This window comes from Niveispirillum sp. CC-CTL257 (assembly GCF_059489915.1).
The window spans coordinates 2,418,748-2,444,674 of the sequence record NZ_JCAJXE010000001.1 but is presented as its reverse complement, the minus strand read 5'-3'; the positions used below and the strand labels follow the sequence as shown (position 1 = coordinate 2,444,674).

Below are 25,927 nucleotides of genomic sequence, written 5' to 3'. Positions count from 1 at the left end.
GCTGTTGCAACAGCGACGGATGACACCATGCGGCAGGGGGGCGAAGGTCGGGGCTGGATGCCTGTGCCGGTCCATCTGGTCGGCGTGCATCTGGGTCTGTCCTTCTGGCATTACGCCGTCGGCATGATGGCGCTGGGCCTGCTGGTCTTTCCGGTGGCTTGGGCTGCTGGCGGCGTGTCGGAAACGGTCAGCCTGTCGCTGGGCTGGGCGGAGGGCGACCCCGCCATCCGCCGCATCACCAATCTGCTGGCCCTGGCCGCCATCATCCTGCTGCTGACCGCCGTGCTGAACATGCAGGGCCGTTCGCTGATGAGCGTGGTGGCACCGGAACAGCACCTGGACCTGGGCATGATGGCCCGGTCGGCCGCCACCTATGCCCTGGCCTTTACCCCCGTCATCATCATGGCGGTGATGAGCGGACAGTTGAGCCTTGGCGATTGGCATGCGGCCCTGGCGTTGCTGCCCATGATGCTGGTGCTGGTGGCGTTGCAGGCCACGGCGGAGGAAATGGTCTGCCGGGGCTATCTGGCGCAGGGGTTTCAGGTGCTGTTCGGCCATGCAATGCTGGCGGCATTGCCCGTGGCCGTGATTTTTCTGGCGCTGCATGATACGGGCGGCTGGGATACCGGCTGGGACCGCAAGCTGCATATCCTGGTGATCAGTCTGGCGCTCTCCTGGCTGACCACCCGCGCTGGGCGGCTGGAACCCGCCATGGGCGTGCATTTCGCCCACAATATCATCGTCTTCACCCTGGCCGCCCGCCCAGACCATGGCCTGCCGTCGGTGAGCGGCTTTCAGGAAGATGTGCCGGATCGCGATTTTGAACTGAATGCCGTGCTGGCCCAGACCCTGGTCTATGGCGCGGTCTGCGCCAATTACTGGTTCATCGGCCTGCGTACCGGCTTCGTGGCGGGCCAATCACAGGGACACGCGGAATGACAGAGGAGGTAGTTCCCGTCCACTTGGCCGGTGTGGCGACGGGGCAATCGCGCGGAGCGTATCTGTTCGGCACCGTCATGATCTTCCTGCTGATGCTGCTGGCCGGCATCGCCATCTACATGGTGGTGGCCGGGCTGGGGCAGAGGCTGCCGGACAATCTGTATCTGCGGACCTATGGCCTGCTGACCATCAACTCAACCGCCATCCCCGTCCTGGCCCTGGTGCTGCATTGGCTGCATCGGCTGCGCTTGTCGGACCTGATCGCGCCGGGCCGTCCACTTGATTGGGGGATGATGGCGCGGGCGGCCCTGATCTTCGCGCTGCCCATGCTGGCGCAGGTGGCGGGCGGGCTGTGGACCGGGGAACTGCGCCTGTCGCAGACCAGCCTGACGACCTTCCTGATGCTGGCCCCTCTGTCGGTGCTGCTGTTTGGCCTGCAGGCGTCGGCAGAGGAACTGCTGTTCCGGGGCTATCTGGCCCAGGGCGCGCAGCTGCTGTTCCGCCACGTCTTGCCAGCATCGCTGTTGACAGCTTTGCTGTTCACGCTGGTGCATGAAGGGGCGGGCGCGCAGGCGGTCTGGGCCATGCGGGCGGAGATTTTCTGCATGGCCTTGTTCCTGTCCTGGATCACCACCCGCTTCGGTCGGCTGGAGGCGGCGATGGGCGTGCACATCATCAATAATGTGCTGTTCTCATTCTTTGTGGGCAGTGCTGACCTGTCCTTCCCGGACCTGACCACGCGTGTGGACCTGGACCCGCCCGACCTGTCGGGCTGGATCGACTGGGGTGAATTCGCCCTTTATCAGGCGATACATATCGGGTTCTTCTGGCTGGCCGGGATCAGGACCGGCTTTATCGAGAAGGGCTGGCTCAGGCGTCGCGCCGCGTGAGGTTAGACCCCACCGCCGCCAGACAGATCAGCACGATGGCCGCCACCGCCGACAGCGACAGCACCTCGTTCAGCAAGAACAGGCCGACCACGGCGGAAAGGGCCGGTTCCATCGCCATCATGATGCCGAACAGGGCCGTGGAAACCCGCCGCAGCGCAACGAATTCCAAGGCATAGGGCAGCAGGGTGGACAGCATCGACACCGCCGCCACCTTGGCCATCATTTCCGGGCTGGTCAGATAGGGGCCGGACACGGGCAGGCCGACCGGGGCGGTGAACAGGGTCGCGAACAAAAGCGCCAGGGCCAGCCCCGTCATGCCCGGTATCTGCCGCCCCGCATGCCGCGACATCAGGATATAGGCGGCCCAGCCCACGGCCGTGACGATAGCGAAGAACAGACCCAGCGGGTCCAGCCGGTCCGCCCCTGCCAACGGCGTCAGCAGCAGCACACCCGCCAGCGCCAGCAGCGGCCAGAGATAATCCACGACCCGCCGCGCGCCCACCATGGCAACCGCCAGCGGCCCCAGAAATTCTATCGCCACCGCCACACCCAGGGGGAGCCGGGCCAGCGCCAGGTAGAAGCAGGCATTCATGGCGGCCAGTGACGCGCCCAGTGCCGCCGCCGCCCGCCATTGCGCGCCCGTCAGATTGCGGAAGGAAGGCCGGACGATAGCCAGCATGATGGCGGCGGAAATGGCATTGCGCAGGAAGGCCAGCGCCAGAATGTCGTGCCCCTGCGACACATCCTTGGCCAGCCCACCGCCCAGCGGTGGCATGGAGACCGACAGGACCAGCAGAAACGGTGCCAGTAGGGTCAGGCGGTCGGCGCGAGCGGGATGCGCCGCCTCCTTCATGGCAGCAGCCCCAGGCCCATATCCCAGAACCCGGCTTCCAGCCGGCTGGCGGCATCAAAGCAGCGGGTCAGGTCGTTGAACCGCGCCTTACCCCCGCGCGTGGCCGACAGCCGGTCCAGGAGTGCCACCTGTGCCGCCGCCACGGCGCGATATTCGGGGTCGGCATACATGGCGATCCAGTCGCCATAGGGGTTGCGGTCCAGCTTGGTCGCCGGATCGGACAGCAGGTTTGCCGCGATCTCGGCATAGCCGATGATGCAGGGGGCCAGCGCCACATGCAGGTCCAGCAGATCACCGGCCAGCCCGCGTTCCAGCACGAACCGCGTATAGGCGAGCGTGCCCTGCGCCTCGGGTGCGGCCTGCATCGCCGCCTCGTCCAGGCCCCAGCCCGCGCAATATTTCGCATGCAGGCCCATTTCCAGATCCAGGATCGCCGCCATGGACCGCGCCGCCGCCCGCATATCGGCCAGATTGTCGGCCTTGAAGGCGGCCAGCGCATAGGCGCGGGCAAAATGGATCAGGAATAGGTAATCCTGGATCAGGTAATGCCGGAAGCAGGCCTCCGGCAGGCTGCCGTCGCCCATGCCCGCCACGAAAGGGTGGCGGACATAGCGGTCCCAGGATGGGCGCGTGGCCCCGCGCAGCCGGTCGAACAGGCCGCCCGGCGTGGCAATGTCTGGCAGGGTCTGACGGATCAGCGCCATGGTGAGCGCTTTACTTCGCGCCCGGCAGCTTGACGGTCAGCCCGTCCAGTTCCGGGGTGATGCGGATCTGGCAACCCAGGCGAGAGGTCTTGGTCAGGCCGAAGGCCAGATCCAGCATATCCTCTTCATCTTCCTGCGCGTCGGGCAGCAGGTCGTACCATTCCGGGGCGACCACGACATGGCAGGTGGAACAGGCCAGCGAGCCTTCGCAAGCACCTTCCAGGTCGATATCGTGGCGGCGGGCCACTTCCAGGATCGACAGGCCCAGGGGGGCATCCACCTCGCGGCGGGTGCCGTCGGTTTCAATGAACACCATCTTCGGCATGACGCCTCAACTCCCGATACTGAATGAACCGCCCTGGTGATGGGGCGGCGCTGTTAGGATGGATTTGCGGGTGCCGTCGTCAGCCGGCGGCACCATGGCAATGCTTGAACTTCTTGCCGCTGCCGCAGGGGCAGGGGGCGTTGCGCGGGGTGTTCACCCAGGCGTCGCCATCGGTCAGGTCGGTTTCCTGTGCCACCGGCAGGGCGGCGGCCCCCATGCCGAAATTCGGCACGGACGCACGGCGCACCATGCCCTCGGGCAGCGGCGCGTCGGCGGGCGGCAGGCCCCCGGCAAAGGCCGGGTCCAGGCGGGTTTCCTGGCCAAATTCCGGCATCGGCATGGGCATCGGTTCCGGCTCGCTGACGCGGACCTGGATCAGCATCAGCATCTGGGTCACCTGCTCACGCAGATTATCCAGCAGGCCCGAGAACAGCTCGAACGCTTCCTTCTTATATTCGTTCAGCGGATCGCGCTGCGCATAGGCGCGCAGATTGATGCCCTGCCGCAGATGGTCGAGCGAGAGCAGATGGTCCTTCCAGACCTGATCCAGAATCTGGAGCAGCAGGCTCTTCTCGATATTGCGCAGCAGGCCTGCGCCATAGGCGGCTTCCTTCTCCGCCATCTTGTCATCGGCGAATTTCAGCAGACGCTCGCTGATCTCCTCATCCGCGATGCCCTCCTCTTTGGCCCATTCCCGAACCGGCAGGTCGGCACCCAGCAGGCGCAGGCATTCCTCGTGCAGCAGGTTTACGTCCCACTGCTCGGCATAGGCGTTTTCCGGGATGGCGCGGCGCACCATGTCGGTGATCACTTCATGGCGCATGGACGTGACCATTTCCTGGACGTCCTCGGCCTCCATGATCTCCTTGCGCTGTTCATAAATGACCTTGCGCTGGTCATTCATGACATTGTCGTATTTCAGCAGGTTCTTGCGGATCTCGAAGTTATGGGCTTCGACGCGCTGCTGCGCCTTTTCCAGGGCCTTGTTGATCCAGGGATGGATGATCGCCTCACCCTCCTGCAGGCCCAGCTTCTGGAGCATGCCGTCCAGGCGCTGGCTGCCGAAGATGCGCATCAGGTCATCATCCAGCGACAGGAAGAATTTCGACGCACCCGGATCGCCCTGGCGGCCCGAACGGCCGCGCAGCTGATTGTCGATACGGCGGCTCTCATGGCGCTCAGTACCGACCACATACAGGCCGCCGGCCTTCAACACGATATCCTTGGCCGCCGCGATCTCGTCGCGGATGGTCTGGATGCGGCGCTGGCGCTCCTCGCCTTCCGGCACGTCAGCCAGCTCGAACTCCACCCGCATTTCGAAATTGCCACCCAACTGGATGTCGGTGCCGCGACCGGCCATGTTGGTGGCAATCGTTACGGCACCGGGACGACCCGCCTGCGAAACAATATAGGCTTCCTGCTCATGATAGCGCGCGTTCAGCACGTTATGCGGGATGCCCTTCTTCTTCAGCAGGGCTGCCAGCGTCTCTGATTTCTCAATCGAAACGGTGCCGACCAGCATCGGCTGCTGTCGGGCGCGGCATTCCTCGACCAGCTTGACGATGGCTTCATATTTCTCGGCAGCTGTCCGATAGACCTCGTCATCCTGGTCCTTGCGGGCCACCGGCAGGTTGGTGGGGATGTCCACCACGTCCAGGCCATAAATCTCCGCGAATTCGGCGGCCTCGGTCATGGCCGTACCGGTCATGCCGGCCAGCTTGGGATAGAGCCGGAAATAATTCTGGAAGGTGATGCTGGCCAGCGTCTGGTTTTCGCGCTGGATTGAGACACCTTCCTTGGCCTCCAGCGCCTGATGCAGGCCTTCGGAATAGCGGCGGCCTTCCATCATGCGGCCCGTGAACTCGTCGATGATGACGACCTTGTCATCCTTGACGATGTAATCCACGTCGCGTGTGAAAAGCTGATGGGCCTTCAGCGCCTGGTTCATGTGATGGACCAGGGAGATATTGTGGATGTCGTACAGGTCGCCGGTCTTCAGCAGGTCCATCTGCTTCAGGATCTGCGCCACCTTCTCGGTGCCCGACTCGGTCATGGAGACGGCCTTGGCCTTCTCATCCTTCTCGAAATCGCCCTCGCCGATATGTTCCATCACCTTGTTGATGGCGATGTACAGTTCAGAGCCGTCGGTGGACGGGCCAGAGATGATGAGGGGTGTGCGCGCCTCATCGACCAGGATGCTGTCCACCTCGTCGACGATGGCGTAATTGAAGGGCCGCTGCACCATGTCGGACAGGCGGTACTTCATATTGTCGCGCAGATAATCGAAGCCGAATTCGTTGTTGGTGCCATAGGTGATGTCGCAGGCATAGGCGGCGCGCCGTTCCTCATCATCCAGCCCGTGCACGATGACGCCCGTCGTCAGGCCCAGGAAGCTGTACAGCCGGCCCATATGCGTGGCGTCGCGGCGGGCCAGATAATCATTCACGGTGACGACATGCACGCCCTTGCCCTGTAGTGCGTTCAGATAGACGGCCAGGGTGCCGACCAGGGTCTTGCCTTCGCCGGTGCGCATTTCGGCGATCTTGCCGGAATGCAGCACCATGCCGCCGATCATCTGTACGTCGAAATGCCGCATGCCCATGACGCGCTTGGACGCCTCACGTACCGTCGCAAAGGCGTCGGGCAGGATGGCGTCCAGCGTCTCGCCCTTTTCCAGCCGGTCGCGAAGCCAGTCGGTGCGCATCTGCAATTCGGCGTCGGACAGGCCGGACAGCTTCGGCTCCAACGCGTTGATGGCTTCCACCCGCTTGCGCAGACCCTTGACCACCCGCTCATTGGCGCTGCCGAACAGCTTGCGGGCGATGGAACCGAACATAGACGCACTCCAGAAAAGGAACAGGCGCGAAGGACACCGGAAATGACGATATCCCGGTCACGGGCCGGACAGGCCGCCGGGAAGGCTGTTTGCGCCGGAACAGGCCTTGCCCATTTCAGCGCCCGTCACAGATAAGACCGCGCATCGCATCGGTCAATGCGGCATTGCCACATCAAAGCGCCTTTCCTGGGCGTTGCAGCCATGAAATGGATGCTTTCAGCGTTCTCGATGATCGGTACCGATCATCGGGCCTCAATCGCTGGCACCGGCATCCGGCGGCTTGGCTACGCCGCATGGGCGGCGCGTCGGCGGTCGCCGCCGGACCAATTCCCGGCACGCCCGGCTTGCCGGGAATTGGTCTTTAGGGCATGTGCGTGGCCCCTTGCCTGCCCATGGCCTGTCATGCTTTATGCCGGTGCGGTCTGCTGGGGATATTCCCGCCGACCGACCGGATTGTTTGCAGGGAACCCCCACAGATGTCGTTCAAGACCATGCGTGCCGCCCTGGTTGTCGCCGCCCTCGGGTCGGTCGCGGCCGTTGCTCTTTCCCCGGCCATGGCGCAGGACGCGGCCAAGCCTGCGGCGGCACCGGCTGCGAAGCCCGCCGCCGGCGGTTCGGCCCTGGCCGACGACCCGGTCGTCGCCCGCGCCAATGGCAAGGAATTCAAGCGCTCCGACGTGATCGCCCTGTTGCAGCAGCTGGACCCGCAGGTGCAGCAGATGCCCTTGCAGATGATCTATCCGCAGCTGGTCGATCAGCTGATCCAGGCGCAGCTGGTGACCGAGGCCGGTTACAAGGCCAAGCTCCAGGACAGCGCCGAGGTCAAGAAGCGCCTGAAGCAGGCCGAGGAACAGTTCGTTCAGCAGGCCTGGCTGAAGGCCGAGATCGACAAGAAGATGAGCCCGGAGAAGATCAAGGCCGCCTATGACAAGTGGGTCAAGGAAAACCCGCCGCAGGACGAAGTGCGCGCCAGCCATATCCTGGTCAAGACCAAGGAAGAAGCCGACGCCATCATCAAGCAGCTGAAGGGTGGCGCCGATTTCGCCAAGCTGGCGGCCGAGAAGGGCACCGACGGCACCAAGGAAAATGGTGGCGATCTGGGTTATTTCACCAAGGACCGCATGGTGCCGGAATTCGCCAACGCCGCCTTCGCCATGAAGGTCGGTGATGTCAGCGCCGCCCCGGTGCAGAGCGAATTCGGCTTCCACGTCATCAAGCTGGCCGACAAGCGCAAGCAGATTGTCCCGACCTTGCAGGATGCGACACCGCAGCTGCGTCAGATGGTGGCCCAGGAAATCGCCGAGGAAGTGGTGAAGGGCCTGGAAAAGACCGCCAAGGTCGAAAAGTTCAACATCGACGGCTCGCCGATGGCTGCCGCGCCGGCTACCCCGGCACCGCAGAAGAAGTAAGGCTGGGTCATTCCGCCTGAAAGGGCCGCCGGGGCAACCCGGCGGCCCTTTGTGTTTGCGCTTTCGCGGTGGTAGCCGGATGGAGGCTCATACCTCACTGCATGCGATCCTACTTTGCAGTTTTACAAGCGATGAAACTGCGTTATTGGGTTGTAGATAACTTAGAATTATTTCGCATGGGTTGATCATGGCGGATGATTATCTGGGAACGACACTGACCACCGGTCGGTTGCCTGTTGGCGGTGAAACCTCCGGTGTGATTGAGCGTGTGGGCGACGAGGACTGGTTCGCCGTAAACCTGATGGCAGGCACGTCCTACAGATTCTACGGTTATGACTTGCTCAGCCGTGGCGGCACGCTTATGGGGGTCGGCATTTCGCTGTATAGCCCCTCGGGCTCCCTGCTGACCAGCGCCGGTGAGAACGACACGATTGGCTATACGCCGTCTGTGTCGGGGGCTTATTTTCTTTCCGCGAAAAGCCTTTATGCTGTCGGTACCTACAGCAGCAATGGCATGGGCTCCTACAAGTTGCGGGCTGTGGTTGCTTCGAGCGACGATTACGGCTCCACCACGCAGACCGCAGGTGTGCTGCCGGTCGGTGGCGAGGTCAGAGGCGTCATCGAGAGTACAGGCGACAGGGACTGGTTCGCCATGGATCTGGTGGCGGGCAAGAACTATCGCTTCGCCGGCTACGATTCTGGCAGCTTTGGCGGCTCGCTCTCGGGTCTGTCCTTGACGCTTCGGTCGCCCGCCGGGACATCGATTTCAACCAGTTCCATCAGTGATATCATCAATTATACGCCGACCTCTTCCGGGCGATACTTCCTGGATGTCGTCGGCTATCCGGATCGCACCGGCACCTATTTGCTTCAAGCATTTGAGGAAGTGGGGGACGATTATGCTGGCAGTGTGCGAACAACTGGGGTGCTGGCGATCGGCGGTCGGGTACAAGGTGTGATTGGCACGCCCGACGACAGGGACTGGTTCGCCGTCGAACTGGAGGCGGGCAAGACATACCAGTTCGATGGTTTCGATCTGCGCACAGGTGGTGGCACTCTGCCAGATGTCGGGTTCCGGCTCCATTCTGACACAGGGTCCCTGATGGCGGCCGGCGGTGGGAAGCTGAACGTTACGCCCGCGACGTCGGGGCGTTTCTATGTGGCGGCAGAAAGCGCCACGTTGAACGACCGGGGCAGTTACAGCGTGACAGCGACGGAGATCGGGCCGGACGCGCATGCTGCGGGGACGCAGACGACGGGTGCCTTGCCCATCGGCGGTCAGACGACAGGCGTCATCGGCGTCGCGGGTGATGTAGATTGGTTTGCGGTCGATCTGGTCGCGGGCATGACCTATCGCTTCACCGGGCTTGGTTCAAGCGATGGTGGGGGGACGCTGCTCGACGTTGTTCTTGCACTGAAAGACCCGTCAGGGACGGATGTTGCGGGCGTGAATTTCACGGGCGGCCCCGGCTATACGGCGACAGCTGGCGGTCGCTTTTTCTTGGCTGCCAGCGGTGTGCGGTCCGACACAGGCACCTACACCCTGAGCGCATCCGCTTACAAACTTCCCACACTTACCGTCAGCAACCCAACGGTAAAGGAGGCGAAGGGTCCCCTGATTTACGTTGCCACCCTGTCAGATGCCGCACCGACACCCGTGACTTTCGTGGTCAAGACCAGCGGCGGCACAGCGACCGCGGGCGGTGATTATGTCGCGGTCAATCAGACGGTCACCATTGCTGCTGGTGCCACCAGCACCAGTATTGAGGTGAGCGTGAAAGACGACGACAGGCTGGAGAAGGATGAAAGCGTCATCTTGACCCTGTCGCAGGTCGTCGGCGCCGTCCTGAATGGCGGCAGCGCCACGGGGACCATTCTGAATGATGACATCGCCCGAGCCGCCTTCACTGTGGATGCTTATCGTGCGCTGAACCCCGATCTGTTGACGATGTTTGGCGCAGATGATGCGGCGTATGTCCGGCATTATATCAGCAAGGGCCGGGCCGACGGCCGTGCCAGCGCCGGCTATGACAGCGAAGCTTACGCTGCCCTTAACCCTGACCTGCTGAACATATTTGGCCTGAACCCGCTGGATTTGGCAAACCACTATCAGAAATTTGGCCGGGCGGAAGGACGGGGCGCAGATGGATTCGATGCCGAGGCCTACGCAGCCTTGAATCCCGACCTGTTTGCGGCGTTCGGCACGGATCACCGTGCCCTGATCAACCATTATGTGGCCTTCGGGCGGGCGGAGGGACGCGTGGCCACCGGATTTGATGCCGAAGCTTACGCCGCCCTCAATCCCGATCTCTTCAAAGCCTTCGGCCTCGATGCCAGTCGCCTGATCAGCCACTACATCAGCAACGGTCGTGTGGAGGGGAGGGTTACCACGGGGTTCGACGCCGAGACCTATGCCGCATTGAATTCCGACTTGATGTCGGCTTTCGGCCTCAATCATGCAGCCTTGGTCGGCCACTATGTCAGCTACGGGCGGGCGGAAGGCCGTAGCGCGTTTCTGGGTGATGCCGGCGCGGCCGCCCCGTCCACGCTAGACCTCGTCGGGCTAGTGGATGTCGGCTGAAGCTGGTGGCTTCCGGCCCTGTCAGATGCGGGATTGGCGAGGCCCCCACCGCCCCAACCCGCCCAGCCCCACCACCAGTGTCGCCAGCCAGACGATGCGGCTTTGATATCGGTCGTGCGGGTTGGACAGGGCGCCGTTGATGAAGGCATTGCCGATCAGGGCGATCAGGACGAACAGGGCCAGCGCCGCCAGATCGCGCCGGCCCGTGCGGAACCCCCAGATGGCGACAAGGATCAGGCCCAAGCCCGACAGATGCGCCACGGGCACATGCACAAGGTTCAGTGCGTCGAACAATTCCTGCGTGGTTTTCTGCCGCTGTTGCTTGGCCCCGGCAAAGGCCTCGTGCATGCCATCGGCCATGAAGGCGCGGAAGATCCAGCGTGTCACCTCCTGCCATTCATCCAGCCCGTCGCCCGTCTGAACCATCAACAGCTGATCCTTGGTGGCGACCAGGGCGGTGGACAGAAAGGCGCCGGGATAGGCCCCGACAATGCCCCCCACCAGCCGCGACAGTTCCGGCGTGGCGCTGTCCCAGCCGCCGATGGCTACAAACGGGCTGTCCTTGTGCCAGATGAAATCATCCGCCGTGGCGGGCAGATTGTCCTTATAGGCGCACAGTTTGATGGTCGGGTCCGGGCAATGGTCGGCCAGATAGCGTTGCGCCAGCCCATCCTGCACCAGCCGGCCAAAGATGAAGACGGGGCCGCCCGGCGTAAAACCCGGCTTGCCGATCAGGGCCATGTGCAGGGTCGGCATGGCGATAACCGACAGGGCCAGCAGGGCCACCGCCGGCCAGATACGCGGGGCAAGGCCCCAGCCGCGCCAGCGGTCCAACCCCTTGGCCGCCGCGATGGTCAGGACTAGCCCGCCGGCCAGCGCCATGGACGACATGTGCGACATCAGGGCCAGTAGCCCGATGACCGCCACACCCAGCCTTTCCCGCCAGTCCAGATCATCGAAACGGAATGATAGCAGCCAGAAACACAGGACCAGCAGCGGCAGCAGGATATCCGGCATCACCTGCGCCACATACCAGGACACGCCCGTCAGGGCCGACAGGCCGATGGCGACCGCCCCCGTCACCTGCCGCGACGGCCAGTCCCGAAACCCGATTCCATGCGCGCGCAGCAGCAGATGGATCAGCCACAAGGTCGCCCCCGCCTGCATCAGGATCGGCCCCCAGAAGCTGAACCAGCCGCCGGACGTGACATAAAGGAACAGGCCATAGAAGAAGGACCGGCCCGGCTCCAGGTCCCAGTCCAGCACACGCTTGATGTATCCGGCCGTGTCGAAGAACACGATGGGGAAGCCGTTCCAGAGAGCGGGTCCCAGCAGCGCGAAGCCGCCCAGCCACAACATCAGCCGGGGCCAGTCCAGCTGCGGTATGCGGCGCTGTATCGTCTGGCTGTCATCGGCGTCTGTCATGGGACCTCTGGGGCGCGGAACATGGTTTGTCCAGCAAGGCGCTAACATGATGGCGAGGATCAGGCAATCAAACCCCATATCGCGGGCCAGCGGAACGGCGCCATGACAACGACCCTGTTGCAAACTGCCTGAAAACAGCGTCCTCTGGCCGTTGTGACGCCATATTCCCGGCGTTTCATGCTATGCATGTTCCCTCCCGTCATCCGCATTCCGATCAATATGCCGCGCATTCCCGCACTGCTGTTCGCCACGGGTCTTCTCCTGGCGCCCGCCGCCCTTGCCGCGCAGGAGGGGGCGTCGCCACCTGCCGCCCCGCCAAAGGTCGGGCCGGAGACGCGCCCGTTTGAGCTGACGGGGGTGGAGGTGGCGGCGGAGCGTGACAAGCCCCAGGCCTGTTTCGCCTTTTCCCGCCCCCTGCCGCGCCCGCGTGGCCGCAGCAATGAACTGACACGGTTCGTCAGTGTGGAGCCGGGGCAGGGTGTGTCCATCGCCGTGCGCGACCAGAGTCTGTGCCTGGACGGGCTGAAGCATGGTCAGCGCTATGCCGTGACCATCAATGCCGGACTGCCGGCGGCGGGCGCCAAGGAAAAGCTGGCCGATGCCATCACCCGCGATCTGGCCGTGCCCGACCGCAAGCCCAGCCTGTCCTTCCGGGGCCAGGGCTATATCCTGCCGCGCGTGGATGCTGAGGGGTTGCCGCTCCGCGGGGTGAATGTGGACCGCGCCCGCCTGACGGTGCTGCGCCTGAATGACCGCGCCCTGGTAGAACAGCTTTATTACGGCCGATCCAACCAGACCATGACGGAGTTTGAGATCGGCGACGTCCTGGACCAGAAGGGCGAAAAGGTCTGGCGCGGCGAAATGGCCATTGGGGGCGAGCGGAACAAGACTGCCCAGATCGCCTTTCCTATTGATGCCGTGATCGGCGATCTGGCCCCCGGCGTCTATGTCGCAGTGGCGGAGGATGCGGCTCTGTCCTTCCAGGCCTGGGACAAGCGCGCTACGCAATGGTTCGTCGTCTCCGACCTGGGCCTGACCAGCTTCAAGGCCGGCAACGGCCTTTATGTCTTCGCGCGCAGCCTGTCTTCGGCCAAGCCGCAGGCCGGCGTCGAACTGCGTCTGGTGGCGCGCGACAAGCGGGAACTGGGACGCGCCGTCACCGGTGCTGATGGCTTGGCCCGATTCGACGCGGCCCAGGTGGGCGGCGTCAATGAGGCTGCCCCCCAGGCCCTGTTCGCCTCCACACCCGATGGCGGCTTCTCGCTGTTGGATTTCGGCGCGCCGGCGGTGGAACTGGTGGGCAAGGGCGATGGCGGGCGGCTGCTGGCCGGCAATGCCGATGCCTATCTGTTCCCCGAACGCGGTGCCTATCGCCCCGGTGACCCGGTCTGGCTGACGGCCCTACTGCGCGATGCGGATGCCAGGGCGCTGTCGGGCCAGAAACTGACGTTCAAGCTGGTGCGCCCGGACGGGCTGGAGGTGGAACGCCGGCTGGTCGATGATGGCGGGGCCGGCGCCCATGTCTGGCGCGTCGAACTGCCCGCCAATGCGCCGGCCGGTCGCTGGACGGCCACGGCGCATCTGGACCCCGGCGGTCCCGCCGTGGGTCAGGCGAAGTTCAATGTGGGGGAGGTCGCCCCCGCCCGCATCGCCTTTGACCTGACCGCCGACCGCGCCCGCATCGGTGCCGATGGCAAGGTTGGGCTGACGGTGGATGCCCGTTACGTGAATGGCGGGGCTGCTGGCCTGCTGCCCGGTGAGATGACCTTGACCCTGCGTCCCACGGACAGGCCGCGCCCTGGCCTGGACGGTTATCGTTTCGGTCTGGCGCAGCAATCGCTGGCCCCGGAGAAGCGCGCACTGCCTGGCTTTACCACGGGGGCCGATGGCAAGGCGCTGCTGACCTTCGACCTGGGCAAGCTGCCGGATACCAGCCGCCGGCTGGAGGCGGTGCTGCGCGCCACCTTGCACGATGTCGGGGGCCGCTCGGTCGATCAGGAACTGGTCCTGCCGGTGGAGTTTCAGCCCTTCACCCTGGGCCTGAAACCGAATTTCAGCGGTGACGCCGTGCCCGAGGGGGCGACGGTCGCCGTCGATGTCCTGGCTGTGGCCCCGGACGGGCAGAAGCTCGCCCGCAACGGCCTGACCTGGGACCTGTTCGAAGAAGAATATGATTACGAATGGTACGCCGCCGATGGCCGCTGGGAATACCGCACCATCGTGAAGGACCGCCGCCTGACGGGCGGGTCGATCAATATCGCCGCCGGTCAGCCGGCCACGATTGAGGAACAGGTTCGCGCCGGCCGTTACCGGCTGGAGGTCTTCGATCCCGCCACGGGCATCGCCTCTTCCCTGCGTTTCTCCGCCGGCTGGTGGGTGTCGGCCAAGCTGGCCGACACGCCGGACGCGGTGGAGGTGAAGGTGCAGGAACCGCTGCACAAGCCGGGTCAGAAGGTGCGGGTCTTCGTGCGTCCGCCCTATGCCGGGACGGTCGCCATCGCGCTGGCCGACCGCGCCATCCGTCATACGCTGATCAGTGAGATCGGGACGGAAGGGGCCTTCGTCGAACTGCCGCTGCCCGATGACATCACCGCCGGTGCCTATGTCCTGGCAACCTCCTTCGCGCCCGCCGATGCCGGCAACCGCACGCCGCCGCGCCGTGCCCTGGGCATGGGCTGGGTTGCCGTTGACCCCGCCGACCGCTCCCTGTCGGTCGCCATCGCCGAACAGCCGGCGGTGCATCCGCGCGGCAGCGTGAAGCTGCCCGTGACCGTGACGGGGGCTGAACCGGGATCGACCCTCCGCCTGCTGGTGACGGCGGTGGATGAAAGCGTGGCCCGCCTGCCGGAAACCCAAGCGGTCGATCCGGTCGGCTGGTTCCTGGGCAAGCGCCGGCTGGCCGTGGAACTGCGCGATGTTTATGGCCGTCTGGTCAATCCTGACAATACTGTCACCCCCGCCCCCGCCATTGGCGGTGACAAGGACAAGGGCGGTACCCGCATCACGACGGCCCCGCGCAGCGGGCCGGTCACGGCGCTGCATTCCGGTGTGGTGACGGTCGGTGCCGATGGCAGGGCGGAGGTCAATCTGGTCCTGCCCGACATGGCGGGCCGCCTGTCCCTGACCGCCATCGCCTGGTCCGATGCCAAGGTCGGCGTGGGTAAGGGGGCCTTGGATGTGCGCGACGATATCGCCACCGACATGACCCTGCCGGGCTTCCTGGCACCCGGCGACAGGGCGCGTATTGCCCTGAACCTGGAGAATGTGTCCGGCCCCGTGCGCGGTGCCTATAAGGTGTCGCTGGCCGCCGAAGGCCCGGTGAAGCTGGAAGGCGGTAAGGCCGAAACCAGCTTCCAGGCCCTGGCGCGTGGCCGCAAACTCTCCATCGACCGGACGCTGGTGGCGGGCGATCCCGGCTATGGCGTGCTGGTGGTCAATGTAACGGGTCCCGAGGGCTACAGCCTGACCCGCCGCTTCCCCCTCAATATCCGCCCGGCGCATGCCGTCGCGGCCACGCAGGCGCGCGGCCAGATCGCGCCCGGCCAGATGGCCACCCTGTCGGTGCCCAAGCCGGAGGGGGCCATTGCCGGTGCCTCCTGGAAGCTGGCTATGGCCAGCAGCCATGACACGCTGGACGCGCTGACCCATCTGTTGCTGATCGATGCCCGGCCCTTCGGCTCGGCGGATCAGATCGCATCGCGTCTGTTGCCCCTGCCCGGTGCCAATGACTGGCAGAAGGCACTGGGCCTGCCGGCGGATGAGAAGCTGAAGGCCAAGGCCGACGATCTGGTCGAACGGCTGATCGGGCGGCAGCGGGCCGACGGTGCCTTCTCGCTCTGGTCGCATGAAGGCCCGGCCGATCCCTGGCTGACGGCGTTTGCGCTCGACGTGCTGACCCGCGCGCGGGAGGCCGGCTTTACCGTGCCCGAAGATGGCTATCGCCGCGGCATGGACTGGCTGGTCCGCTCCATCGGCAACAGCTGGGTGGAGGATGGGGAACTGCCAGCGCGTGCCTATGCTCTTTATGTGGCGGCCCGTGCGCGCGCCATCGACGCCACGCCGCTGCGCTTCTTCCAGGAGACGTTCCAGGCCCGCGTGCCCACCCGTCTGGCGCGGGCGCAGATCGCCGCTGCCTTCGCCCTTCTGGGCGATGGGCAACGGGCGGGCGACATCCTGTCGCGTCTGGATGATCCGCTGCCGGGTGTGGCGGGCGTGCGAGATTTCGGCAGCCCGTTGCGCGACCGCGCGGCAACGCTGGCCCTGCTGATCGCCGCTAATGCTGATCCCGGCCGCATCCAGGCCGAAGAAAACGCCCTGGCCGGCATGCTGCGCGATCCGGCCCTGGTCGCCACGCAGGAACGCGCCTGGCTGCTGCTGGCGGCACAGGCGCTGGCCACACGCGGCCCGGCGCTCAATCTAGCGGTCGATGGACAGGCCGTGGCGGGCAATAACGGCCCGCTGCTGCGGGCGCTGGCCGACGGGGCGTCGCTGTCTGTCGCCAACCGGGGCGATGCGCCGGTGCGCACCCTGACCACCATCGCCGGCATTCTGTCCACGCCCGACAAGGCGGAAGCGGCGGGCGGCCTGACCCTGACGCGGCAGTTCAAGGATGGCAAGGGGCGGCCCGCCAACCTGAAGAACATCCGCGCCGGCGACCTGCTGGTGGTGGTGCTGGAGGGCAAGGCCGAACAGCCGCTGACGGGTCCGCTGCTGCTGATCGACCCGCTGCCCGCCGGTCTGGTGGTGGAAAATGTGCGTCTGGCCGGCAGCGCGCAGCTGGGCGACCTGTCCTGGCTGGGCACCTTGTCAGAGGCGGCCCTGGTGGAATTCCGTGACGATCGTTTCGTGGCGGCCCTGGACGGCATGCCCGACAGCGGCACTTTCCGTCTGGTCTATCTGGCGCGCGCCGTCACCCAGGGTAATTTCACTCTGCCATCGGCGCGTCTGGACGATCTGATCGACGGCAGCCGTTATGCCCGGACCGCCGCCGGCACGCTGACGGTGCTGCCACCGGCCCCGGCGGTGCCCCCGGCGGTGCCCCCTGTGCCGGACGCGGTCCCGCCGGCCCCCTGACGGGTTGATTCTGTTGCAATGCGGGGTGGGCATGGCTTGACGCCGTTCACCCCGCGCTTGCGTCTACGACCTTGGTAGATGCGGCGGAAATGCACAGGGGACCATCCTTCCATAAACTTCATTTCGCACCTGCACTCGGCTAGGATCGCGTCGGTTATTCACTCTGTTCAGTTGCCAAGAAGGCCGTAACCATGGACATCACCAAGATCCCCGTCGGCAAGAACGCGCCCTGGGACATCAACGTCGTCATCGAGATCCCGCAGGGCGGCCAGCCCGTGAAGTACGAGCTGGACAAGGATAGCGGCGCGCTCTACGTCGATCGTTTCCTGCACACCGCGATGTTCTATCCGGCCAATTACGGTTTCGTGCCGCACACCTTGGCCCTGGATGGCGACCCGATCGACGTGATGGTGGTGGGTACGACCCCCGTGGTCCCCGGCGTCGTCCTGCGTTCGCGCCCCATCGGCGTGCTGATCATGGAAGATGATGCGGGCATGGACGAAAAGATCCTGGCCGTGCCGGTGGACAAGCTGCATCCGTTCTACAAGGACATCACCAGCTACCGTCAGCTGCCGCAGATCCTGGTCGAACAGATCGCCCACTTCTTCGAGCATTATAAGGACCTGGAGCACGGCAAGTGGGTCCGCATCGTCCGCTGGGACGAGGCTGACGTCGCCGCCAAGCTGATCCAGGAAAGCGTGGATCGCGCTGCCGCTACCGCGTGATGACAGGCGGGAAACCGCCCTGGTATCGCTGGAAAAGCCGGGATCCCGACGGGGTCCCGGCTTTTTTCATGTCTGACGGATATGTTTCCGCCCTATGCCAACAGGATACGATCCTTTTGGCATAATACTGTTTAATGAATGCTGGTTGATAGATATTCCGCCATTGCTGTGTTATCCGACAGTTGGCCGATAGTGGCCAATTATACTGTATTATGGGGTAGTCATGGCTAATATTATTGGAGAAAATACCGATGATTCTTTGGTTGGTGGCGCTGAGGATGATAATATAAATGGTTCCAATGGTAACGATACCTTGTCCGGCATGGACGGAAACGACACGCTGATAGGTGGCGAGGGGACCGACGTCCTGTTCGGTGGGGCTGGGAATGACAGTTTATATATAGGTTCAAACGATCTTTTGACCGGCGGTGCTGGCCGCGACTTGTTCATCCCCAACCTGGCTCTGAATTATTACGGCTATGGTGAGTCCCGAATCACGGACTTCACGCCTGGCGAGGATCGGATCGACCTGTCTGCCCTGGGCATTACCGATCTGGCGACGGCGCGGCTGTTCCTGTCCAGCGGCTATGACAGCGGGTCCCGCTTCCTGTTCCGCGCCACCAACGGCGTCTATACTTTCACGATGAACAGCCCCATCGACAAGCTGACGGAGGCCGATTTCATCTTCGCCACGCCGCGCACGGTGGGCGCTGTCATTCTTGGCGGCAGTGGCAATGAGGATATCCTGGGTGGTGCCGGCAATGACACCATCGATGGCGGGTCGGGTGATGATCTGATCCTGGCGGGTGCCGGCGATGACCGCATCATCTCCCGCGCCGGGTATGACCGCGTCAGCGGTGGGTCCGGCAAGGACACCTTTGTCCTGCTGCCCAATGTCAGCGGTAATTACAGCAACAGCCTGACCATTACGGATTTCACCCCGGGTCAGGATCGGATTGATCTTTCGGCCTTTGGCATCAGCAGCTGGGAGACCTTGAAGGCCTGATCCCCTACGGCATGGCAGGCTCGGGCGATACCGGCTTTACCTTCTCCCGTGGGGGAACGATTTCCATAACGCTGACCGGGGTCAACTACTGGACCTTGTCGGAACGTGATTTCATTCTGGCAGACGGCGATGCGCCGCGTGAGATATTTGACGGTCAGAACAGTCACCTCTTCGGCGGGGCTGGCAATGACCGGCTGCACGGCTCGGCCAACGGTGCCACCATGTTCGGCGGCGCTGGCGACGATATTCTCTATGCCGCTGCCTATGGCCCTGCCCGGATGACGGGCGGTCCGGGTCGTGATGTCTTTACCCTGGCCACTGGTTCCACGGTTGTCATCACCGACTTTACCCAGGGGCAGGACCGGATTGATGTATCCGGCCTGGGTATCAGCAGCTTTGATGTGCTGCGCGACATGATGGCCCTGTCGCCTGCCTCTGGATATTTCCAGATTGCGGGCGCCAATCTGGCGCTGAATATCAACCGAAACAAGCTGACGGCAGCAGACTTCATCCTGGCAGAAGATTTGCCGGGACGGCAGATCACGACCTATGGCGGCGGCCCGGGCGTTTTGGTGGGCGGCAGCGGCAATGACAGCCTGACCGGCAGTTTCGGCAGCGACCGGCTGTTCGGCGGTCCGGGTGATGACATCATACGGGACGATCCCTACGAGCCCTATGGCGGCTATGGCAGCGATGTCTGGGTGGGCGGGTCCGGTCGCGATACCTTTATCATTCAGAACCTGTATGGCCGCGACGTTATCGCCGACTTCACGCAGGGTGCCGACCGGCTGGACCTGTCGGCCTTGGGCATCAGCAGCATGGAGACGGTCCGCTACATGGCCGACTATGTGCGTGTGGGCGGCAAGGCGGGGATGATGCTGCGGGGCGGTTCCACTTTCGACGTGGGTGCCGTTGCCTTTGTTGCCGACCCGGCAAAGTTGACGGTGGCTGATCTGGTTCTGGCGACACAGACGACGCCGGTAACGCGGGAGGCGACGGGTAACCAGGATGTGATCGGCGGCCTGGGGGGCGACACTTTACGGGGCAATGCGAATGCCAACCGTCTGTTCGGCGATGGCGGCGACGATACCTTGACGGGCGGTGCCGGTGACGACCGGCTCTATGGCGGGGCGGGCACTGATACCGCCAATTTCAGCGGCCTTTATGCCGATTACGAGATCGCCACCATCAACGGCATCACGACCGTCAGGCACAAGACGGGTAGCGATGGCACCGACCTCCTGGTCGGGGTCGAACGTCTGGTCTTCCTGGATCAGACGGTGAATGTCACGCCGGCCGAGGCACCCTTCCTCACCATGTCCGGCTCCTACGGGATCGAAGGTGACCGTGGCACCTACACGGTTGTGGTGGAGGGTAAGATCGAAGGATCGGTCCAGGGCCGGGTGGTCAATACCGATGCGGTCTTCACCATCAACCTGTCGCGTGCAGGGACGGAGGCGGTGACCTTTGACTTCAGCCACGCCACCTCGACCGGCTTCCAGATCGGGACCCGCAGCTACACCATCGCCGCCGGTCAGACGTCGCTGGAAATCCGCTTCCCCTATGCCGGGAATACATCGGTCGCGGCCGATTACACGCTGATCGGCACCGTCAGCAATGTGCGCGGTGCCGTGGTGCAGACGTCCGACGGCACCATGCGGACATCATCGACCATCCTGAACGACGATTTCCAGGCTGATTTCTCCGTCGCCGCCTACCGGGCGCTGAACACCTCACTGGATACCCGTTTCGCCGGCGATGATGCCGGTCTCGTGCAGCATTATATCAGCACAGGCCGGACAGAGGGCCGTCTGGCGACGGGCTTTGATGCCGAGGCCTATGCCGCCCAGAACAAGGACATCTTCGATCTCTATGGTCTGGATGCCAAGGCCCTGCTGACCCACTACCAGACGACGGGCATGCGCGAGGGCCGGGTGGCCGAAGGCTTCGATGCCGTCGCCTATGCGGCGTTGAACAAGGATCTGTATGCAGCCTATGGCCTCGACCACCGCGCCCTGGTTCAGCATTATATCCTTTATGGCGAGGCGGAGGGGCGTCTGGCCAGCGGCTTCGACGCAGAAGCCTATGCCGCGCTGAACCCCGACCTGTTCTATGCTTTCGGGCTGAATGAACAGGCGCTGGTCAACCATTATGTGACCATGGGCTACAAGGAAGGGCGGGCCATCACCGGCTTCAGCGTGGAGGCCTATGCCGCCTTCAACAGCGACGTTTTCGCCGCCTTCGGTCTGAACCGCGAAGCCCTGGTTCGCCACTATGTTCAGAATGGCGTGTCGGAAAACCGCCAGACCTTCAGCCTGCTGGGTCTCACCCCCAACGCCCCTGCCGAACTGTCAACCTTCACGCCCGATACTGGCTGGGGGCCTGACAGTTTCCTGTGATGGCAGGACGCGATGTCGGTCCGACTTGCGCAGGCCGACAAATGGCGGTTCCATAGGGAGACACAAGTTGGGGGTAAGGGAATGAGTGATTTGTACGAGAGAGGCAGGAACAACGGTTCCATGCTATGATCATCGTGATCTGCAATGTGCTGACCATTGTCGGGTTCGGCCTGATCGGGGTGATCATTGCCTATCTGAAGCGGGGTGAGGCTGCTGGCACGCTGTGGGAAACGCACATCACATTCATCATCCGCACTTTCTGGCTGGGTGTGCTGGGTATCGTGGTGGCCGGCCTCACTGAGCTTCATCGGTATCGGGATTCTACTGGGTTTCGTGGTTGGCATCTGGTGGTTAGTCCGGGCTGTCGTCGGCCTGCTGCGCGCCATTGACGACCGGCCCATCCTGAACCCAGAGACCTGGTGGATCTGACTGCTGTTTCCGGGTGACCGGAAACAGTTCTGGCGGCGATTGCCGCCGCGCTACCCGCCCGGTGATTGAGGGAGAACGAAAGGTTGGAGCTTGTTTCCAACAGGCGGAAACAAGCTCCAAAGGCGAATGATTGACCCATGTCATCGCCCGACCATGATCCTGGTTTATGGTGGCCCCTGCTTCCGGCATGCTGCCGTGCGGCGTGATCCCGGATACCAGGAGCCACCATGACCATCCGTAACCTGAACAGCCTGTTCAAGCCCGCCTCCGTCGCCCTGATCGGGGCCAGTCGGCGGGAAAAATCGGTGGGCAAGGTGGTGGCCCGCAATCTGTTCAATGCCGGGTTCGACGGGCCGATCATGCCCGTCAATCCGCGCGAACGCTCAATCGAGGGGGTGCTGGCCTATCCGTCGGTATCCGACCTGCCCATCACGCCGGAACTGGCCGTTATTGCCACCCCACCCGCCACCGTGCCGGGCCTGATCGCTGAGCTGGGTGCTCGCGGCACCAAGGCCGCCGTGGTCATCACCGCCGGCTTTGCGGAGATGGGGGAGGAGGGGCGCAAGCTTCAGCAGGCGGTGCTGGACGCCGCTCGCCCGCATCTGTTGCGCATCATCGGGCCGAACTGCCTGGGCATCATGGTGCCGGGCCAGGGGCTGAATGCCAGTTTCTGCCATGTGCCGCCGCTGAAGGGCGATATCGCCCTGGTGGCGCAATCGGGTGCCGTGGTCACCTCCATCGTCGATTGGGCCACCCCGCGCGGCATCGGCTTTTCACATCTGATCTCGCTGGGCTCCAAGGCCGATGTCGATTTCGGCGACATGCTGGATTATCTGGCGCAGGACGGGTCGGTGCGGGCCATCCTGCTGTATGTGGAGGCCATCACCAGCGCGCGCAAATTCATGTCGGCGGCCCGCACGGCGGCGCGTGCCAAACCCGTGATCGTCATCAAGGCAGGGCGCAGCGAGGAAGGGTCGCGTGCCGCCAGCTCGCATACCGGTGCCCTGGCCGGGGCCGACGCCGTCTATGACGCGGCCTTCCGCCGCGCCGGCATGCTGCGCGTGGGTGAGCTGGATGAGCTGTTCGCGGCGGTGGAGACGCTGGCCACCGGTGTGCAGATCGGCGGCGACCGGCTAGCCATCGTCACCAATGGCGGCGGGGTGGGCGTGCTGGCAACCGACGCTCTGATCGCCGGCGGGGGACGGCTGGCGCAACTGTCGCCCGAGACGCTGGCACAGTTGGACAAGGTGCTGCCCCCAACCTGGAGCCATGGTAACCCCGTGGACATTATCGGCGACGCCGATGGCAGGCGTTATGCCGACGCCTTGAAGATCGTGATGGCGGATAAGAATATCGATGCCGTCCTGGTCATGAACTGTCCCACGGCGGTGGCCGATGGGGCCGACGCGGCCCAGGCCGTGGCCGATATCGTGCGTGATCAGAACAGCCGGCCCGGCGGTGGCCGCCGCCTGCCGGTGTTGGGCTGCTGGCTGGGTGAACAGCAGGCCGCCCCCTCGCGCCGTCTTCTGGACCATGCCCGCATTCCGCACTACCAGACGCCGAACCAGGCCATCCGTGCCTTCCTGCATCTGGTGCAGTATCGCCGCAATCAGGAACTGCTGATGGAAACCCCGGCCAGCGCGCCGGAACAGTTCGATGTGGATATGGGTGCGGTGCGCCCCGTCATCGATACGGCCCTGGCCGATGGCCGTGGCTGGCTGTCGGAGTTTGAGGCGAAGGAAGTGCTGCGCGCCTATGGCATCCCTTGCGTCCAGACCGTGACCGCCGCCACACCTGCAGAGGCGGAACGGGCGGCCAAGCGTCTGGGCGGGCGTATCGCACTGAAAATCCTGTCGCCCGACATCACGCATAAATCCGACCTGGGCGGCGTCTCCCTGAACCTGTTGCCGACCCAGGTCTGGGCAGAGGCGGAGGCCATGCTGGAACGTATCCGCACCGCCATGCCCGACGCCCGGATCGAAGGCTTCACGGTGCAGGAAATGGCCCATCGGCCCGGTGCGCAGGAACTGATCCTGGGCATGGTGGATGATCCGCTGTTCGGGCCGGTCATCCTGTTCGGGGCTGGTGGCGTGGCGGTGGAGGTGCTGGACGACAAGGCCCTAGCCCTGGCACCCCTGAACCTGAATCTGGCGCGCGACGCCATGGCCCGCACGCGCGTTTATAAGCTGTTGCAGGGATTCCGCCATATGGCGCCGGCCGACCTGGACGCTGTGGCCCTGACCATGACCAAGGTCAGCCAGTTGATCACCGATTTCCCGGAAATCTCGGAGCTGGATATCAACCCGCTTTATGCGGATGAGGCAGGCGTGCTGGCCCTGGATGCCCGCATCAAAGTGAAGCCGCTGACCGAGCGATCGCTAAAGCGGCTGGCCATCCGCGCCTATCCAAAGAAGCTCGAACATACGGTAACGCTGCGTTCGGGCCGGGAATTCCTGGTCCGGCCCATCAGGCCGGAGGATGAGCCGGCCATCCATGACATGATCGCGGCCACCAGTGTGGAGGACATGCGCCTGCGCTTCTTTGCGCCCATGCGCCGCCTGTCGCATCAGATGGCGGCCCGCCTGACCCAGATCGACTATGACCGCGAAATGGCCCTGGTTGCCATCCCGCAGGATTTGAGCGACCCGGAAAAGCCTGGCCCCATTTTCGGCGTGGTCCGCATCACCGCCGACCCGGACAATGAGCGCGCCGAATATGCCGTGCTGGTCCGGTCCGACATGAAGGGCAAGGGCCTGGGATCGCGCCTGATGAAGGAAATCCTGGCCTATGCCGACAGCCGGGGCATTCATGAGGTGTTTGGCGAGGTCTTACGCGAAAATGCCGGCATGCTGGGCCTTTGCCGCGATCTGGGCTTCACCTTCCATGACAGCCCCGACGATCACGGGATCGTGGAGGTGAGTTACCGGTTCAAGCGCTGATCCACACCGTTTCTCCGCGGATTACGCTTCGCTAATCCGCGCTACGCTCCATCCCATGCTTGAAATTGTAGCGCGGATTAGGTGTAGCCGTAATCCGCGGAACCACCCCGCCATCAAAGCATAGCGGCAATATTCCTTCGTGCATTGACCCCGATGCTTGCCGAAAAGCATAAGCGGGGCAGGTCTATTGCCGGGATGGGTACCATGGGTGCGGTGTTGGCGGGTTCGCAGGATCTGGGTTCGGCGCGGCGGCTGATCGTGAAGATCGGGTCGGCGCTGATGGTCGATGCCGCCACCCACAAAATCCGCACCGAATGGCTGGACACGGTGGCCGATGATGTCGCCACCTTGCGCGCACGCGGGGTGGAGGTGGTGATCGTCACCTCCGGTGCGGTGGCCTGCGGGCGCGAACATCTGGGGCTGGTGGGCCGTCCCCTGCGGCTGGAGGAGAAACAGGCCGCCGCCGCCACGGGGCAGATCAGGTTGGCCCACGCCTATCAGGAAACGCTGGCGCGGCACGGCATCACCGTCGCGCAGGTCCTGCTGACCCTGGATGATACGGAGGATCGTCGCCGCCACCTGAATGGCCGCGCCACCATCGAAACCCTGCTGAAGCTGGGGGCGGTACCGGTCATCAATGAGAATGATACCGTGGCTACCGCCGAAATCCGCTTTGGCGATAATGACCGGCTGGCCGCCCGCGTGGCACAGATGATCAGCGCCGATACCTTGATCCTGCTGTCCGACATTGACGGGCTGTACACCGCCGATCCGCGCAAGGACCCGGACGCGAAGCACATCCCGATCGTGCAGGAGATCACGCCGGAGATTGTGGGCATGGCCGGTGAGCCGCCGCCCGGTTACAGCAGCGGCGGCATGGTCACCAAGATCGTGGCCGGGCGTATCGCGCTGGCTGCCGGCTGCCGCATGGCCATCGCCATGGGTAAGCGCCCCAACCCGCTATCCGCCCTGCTGACGCCCGTGGACCAGGGCGGGGTGCTGGCCACATGGTTTGTGCCGGGATCGGAACCGCGCACGGCGCGCAAGCGCTGGATCGCCGGCAGCCTGAAGCCGCTGGGCACGCTGATCCTGGATGACGGGGCGGTGAAGGCGCTGCTTAAAGGTGGGTCGCTGCTGCCCGCCGGCGTGCGCGGGGTGGAAGGCGAGTTTGAACGCGGCGATCTGGTCCTGATCCAGGGGCCGGACGGGCGCACCGTCGGGCGCGGCCTGTCGGCCTATGGTGCGGTTGATGCCCGCGCCATCGCCGGGCGGCGCAGTGCAGAGATCGAGGCCGTCCTGGGCTATCGCGGTCGGGACGAGATGGTGCATCGCGACGATCTGGTGCTGGGGTAAGAGAGCTACCGCTGTCTCCCGCCTTCCCCTCGCCAATGAAG

16 protein-coding genes are annotated in these 25,927 nt (G+C 64.2%); 11 read left to right on the top strand and 5 right to left on the bottom strand.

What is annotated here, in order from left to right; all coding sequences use genetic code 11:
• Positions 1-27: 27 nt before the first annotated feature.
• Positions 28-939 (top strand): CPBP family intramembrane glutamic endopeptidase, encoded by a 912-nt coding sequence (locus ABC729_RS11430; RefSeq protein WP_495607697.1) that lies wholly within the window; start codon positions 28-30, stop codon positions 937-939.
• Positions 936-1,829, top strand: a complete 894-nt coding sequence (locus tag ABC729_RS11425) for a CPBP family intramembrane glutamic endopeptidase (protein WP_495607696.1) — start codon at positions 936-938, stop codon at positions 1,827-1,829. The genes ABC729_RS11430 and ABC729_RS11425 overlap by 4 nt, the downstream gene beginning before the upstream one ends.
• Here ABC729_RS11425 and ABC729_RS11420 read toward each other — a convergent pair.
• From ABC729_RS11420 to secA, 4 genes are all read right to left on the bottom strand, one after another.
• Positions 1,810-2,682, bottom strand: a complete 873-nt coding sequence (locus tag ABC729_RS11420; protein WP_495607695.1) for an EamA family transporter — start codon at positions 2,680-2,682, stop codon at positions 1,810-1,812. The genes ABC729_RS11425 and ABC729_RS11420 overlap by 20 nt on opposite strands.
• Positions 2,679-3,386: a thiaminase II gene (gene tenA / locus ABC729_RS11415; RefSeq protein ID WP_495607694.1), complete on the bottom strand. Its 708-nt coding sequence runs from the start codon at positions 3,384-3,386 to the stop codon at positions 2,679-2,681. The genes ABC729_RS11420 and tenA overlap by 4 nt, the downstream gene beginning before the upstream one ends.
• A 10-nt stretch (positions 3,387-3,396) precedes the next feature.
• Entirely contained in the window at positions 3,397-3,711 is a 315-nt protein-coding gene (locus ABC729_RS11410; RefSeq protein WP_054169451.1) for a ferredoxin family 2Fe-2S iron-sulfur cluster binding protein, read from the bottom strand.
• Between the two features lie 79 nt (positions 3,712-3,790).
• On the bottom strand, positions 3,791-6,547 hold the full coding sequence (gene secA / locus ABC729_RS11405) for a preprotein translocase subunit SecA (RefSeq protein ID WP_495607693.1): 2,757 nt from the start codon (positions 6,545-6,547) through the stop codon (positions 3,791-3,793).
• Between the two features lie 476 nt (positions 6,548-7,023).
• On the opposite strand from secA, the gene ABC729_RS11400 reads away from it, so the two are divergent.
• Positions 7,024-7,956, top strand: a complete 933-nt coding sequence (locus ABC729_RS11400; RefSeq protein ID WP_495607692.1) for a peptidylprolyl isomerase — start codon at positions 7,024-7,026, stop codon at positions 7,954-7,956.
• Positions 7,957-8,143: 187 nt separating this feature from the next.
• Positions 8,144-10,537 (top strand): Calx-beta domain-containing protein, encoded by a 2,394-nt coding sequence (locus ABC729_RS11395; RefSeq protein WP_495607691.1) that lies wholly within the window; start codon positions 8,144-8,146, stop codon positions 10,535-10,537.
• A gap of 21 nt (positions 10,538-10,558) precedes the next feature.
• Here the strand turns inward: ABC729_RS11395 and ABC729_RS11390 are convergent, their stop codons facing one another.
• Entirely contained in the window at positions 10,559-11,962 is a 1,404-nt protein-coding gene (locus ABC729_RS11390; protein WP_495607690.1) for a hypothetical protein, read from the bottom strand.
• Positions 11,963-12,148: 186 nt separating this feature from the next.
• Here ABC729_RS11390 and ABC729_RS11385 point away from each other — a divergent pair, with 186 nt between their 5' ends.
• The 7 genes from ABC729_RS11385 to proB all read left to right on the top strand — a co-directional run bounded on the left by ABC729_RS11385 (position 12,149) and on the right by proB (position 25,886).
• Positions 12,149-17,035 (top strand): alpha-2-macroglobulin family protein, encoded by a 4,887-nt coding sequence (locus ABC729_RS11385; protein WP_495607689.1) that lies wholly within the window; start codon positions 12,149-12,151, stop codon positions 17,033-17,035.
• A 191-nt stretch (positions 17,036-17,226) separates the two neighbouring features.
• Entirely contained in the window at positions 17,227-17,760 is a 534-nt protein-coding gene (ppa, locus tag ABC729_RS11380; protein ID WP_495607688.1) for an inorganic diphosphatase, read from the top strand.
• Between the two features lie 223 nt (positions 17,761-17,983).
• The gene (locus ABC729_RS11375) at positions 17,984-18,766 is read left to right on the top strand and encodes a M10 family metallopeptidase C-terminal domain-containing protein (RefSeq protein WP_495607687.1); all 783 of its coding nucleotides are present in this window, start codon (positions 17,984-17,986) and stop codon (positions 18,764-18,766) included.
• An 11-nt stretch (positions 18,767-18,777) separates the two neighbouring features.
• Positions 18,778-21,165: a M10 family metallopeptidase C-terminal domain-containing protein gene (locus ABC729_RS11370; protein WP_495607686.1), complete on the top strand. Its 2,388-nt coding sequence runs from the start codon at positions 18,778-18,780 to the stop codon at positions 21,163-21,165.
• A gap of 125 nt (positions 21,166-21,290) precedes the next feature.
• The gene (locus tag ABC729_RS11365) at positions 21,291-21,554 is read left to right on the top strand and encodes a hypothetical protein (protein WP_495607685.1); all 264 of its coding nucleotides are present in this window, start codon (positions 21,291-21,293) and stop codon (positions 21,552-21,554) included.
• Between the two features lie 267 nt (positions 21,555-21,821).
• Entirely contained in the window at positions 21,822-24,533 is a 2,712-nt protein-coding gene (locus ABC729_RS11360) for a bifunctional acetate--CoA ligase family protein/GNAT family N-acetyltransferase (protein WP_495607684.1), read from the top strand.
• A gap of 204 nt (positions 24,534-24,737) precedes the next feature.
• Positions 24,738-25,886 carry a glutamate 5-kinase gene (gene proB / locus ABC729_RS11355; protein WP_495607683.1) on the top strand — a complete coding sequence of 383 codons (1,149 nt, stop codon included), beginning with the start codon at positions 24,738-24,740 and terminating at the stop codon, positions 25,884-25,886.
• The last annotated feature ends 41 nt before the right edge of the window (positions 25,887-25,927 follow it).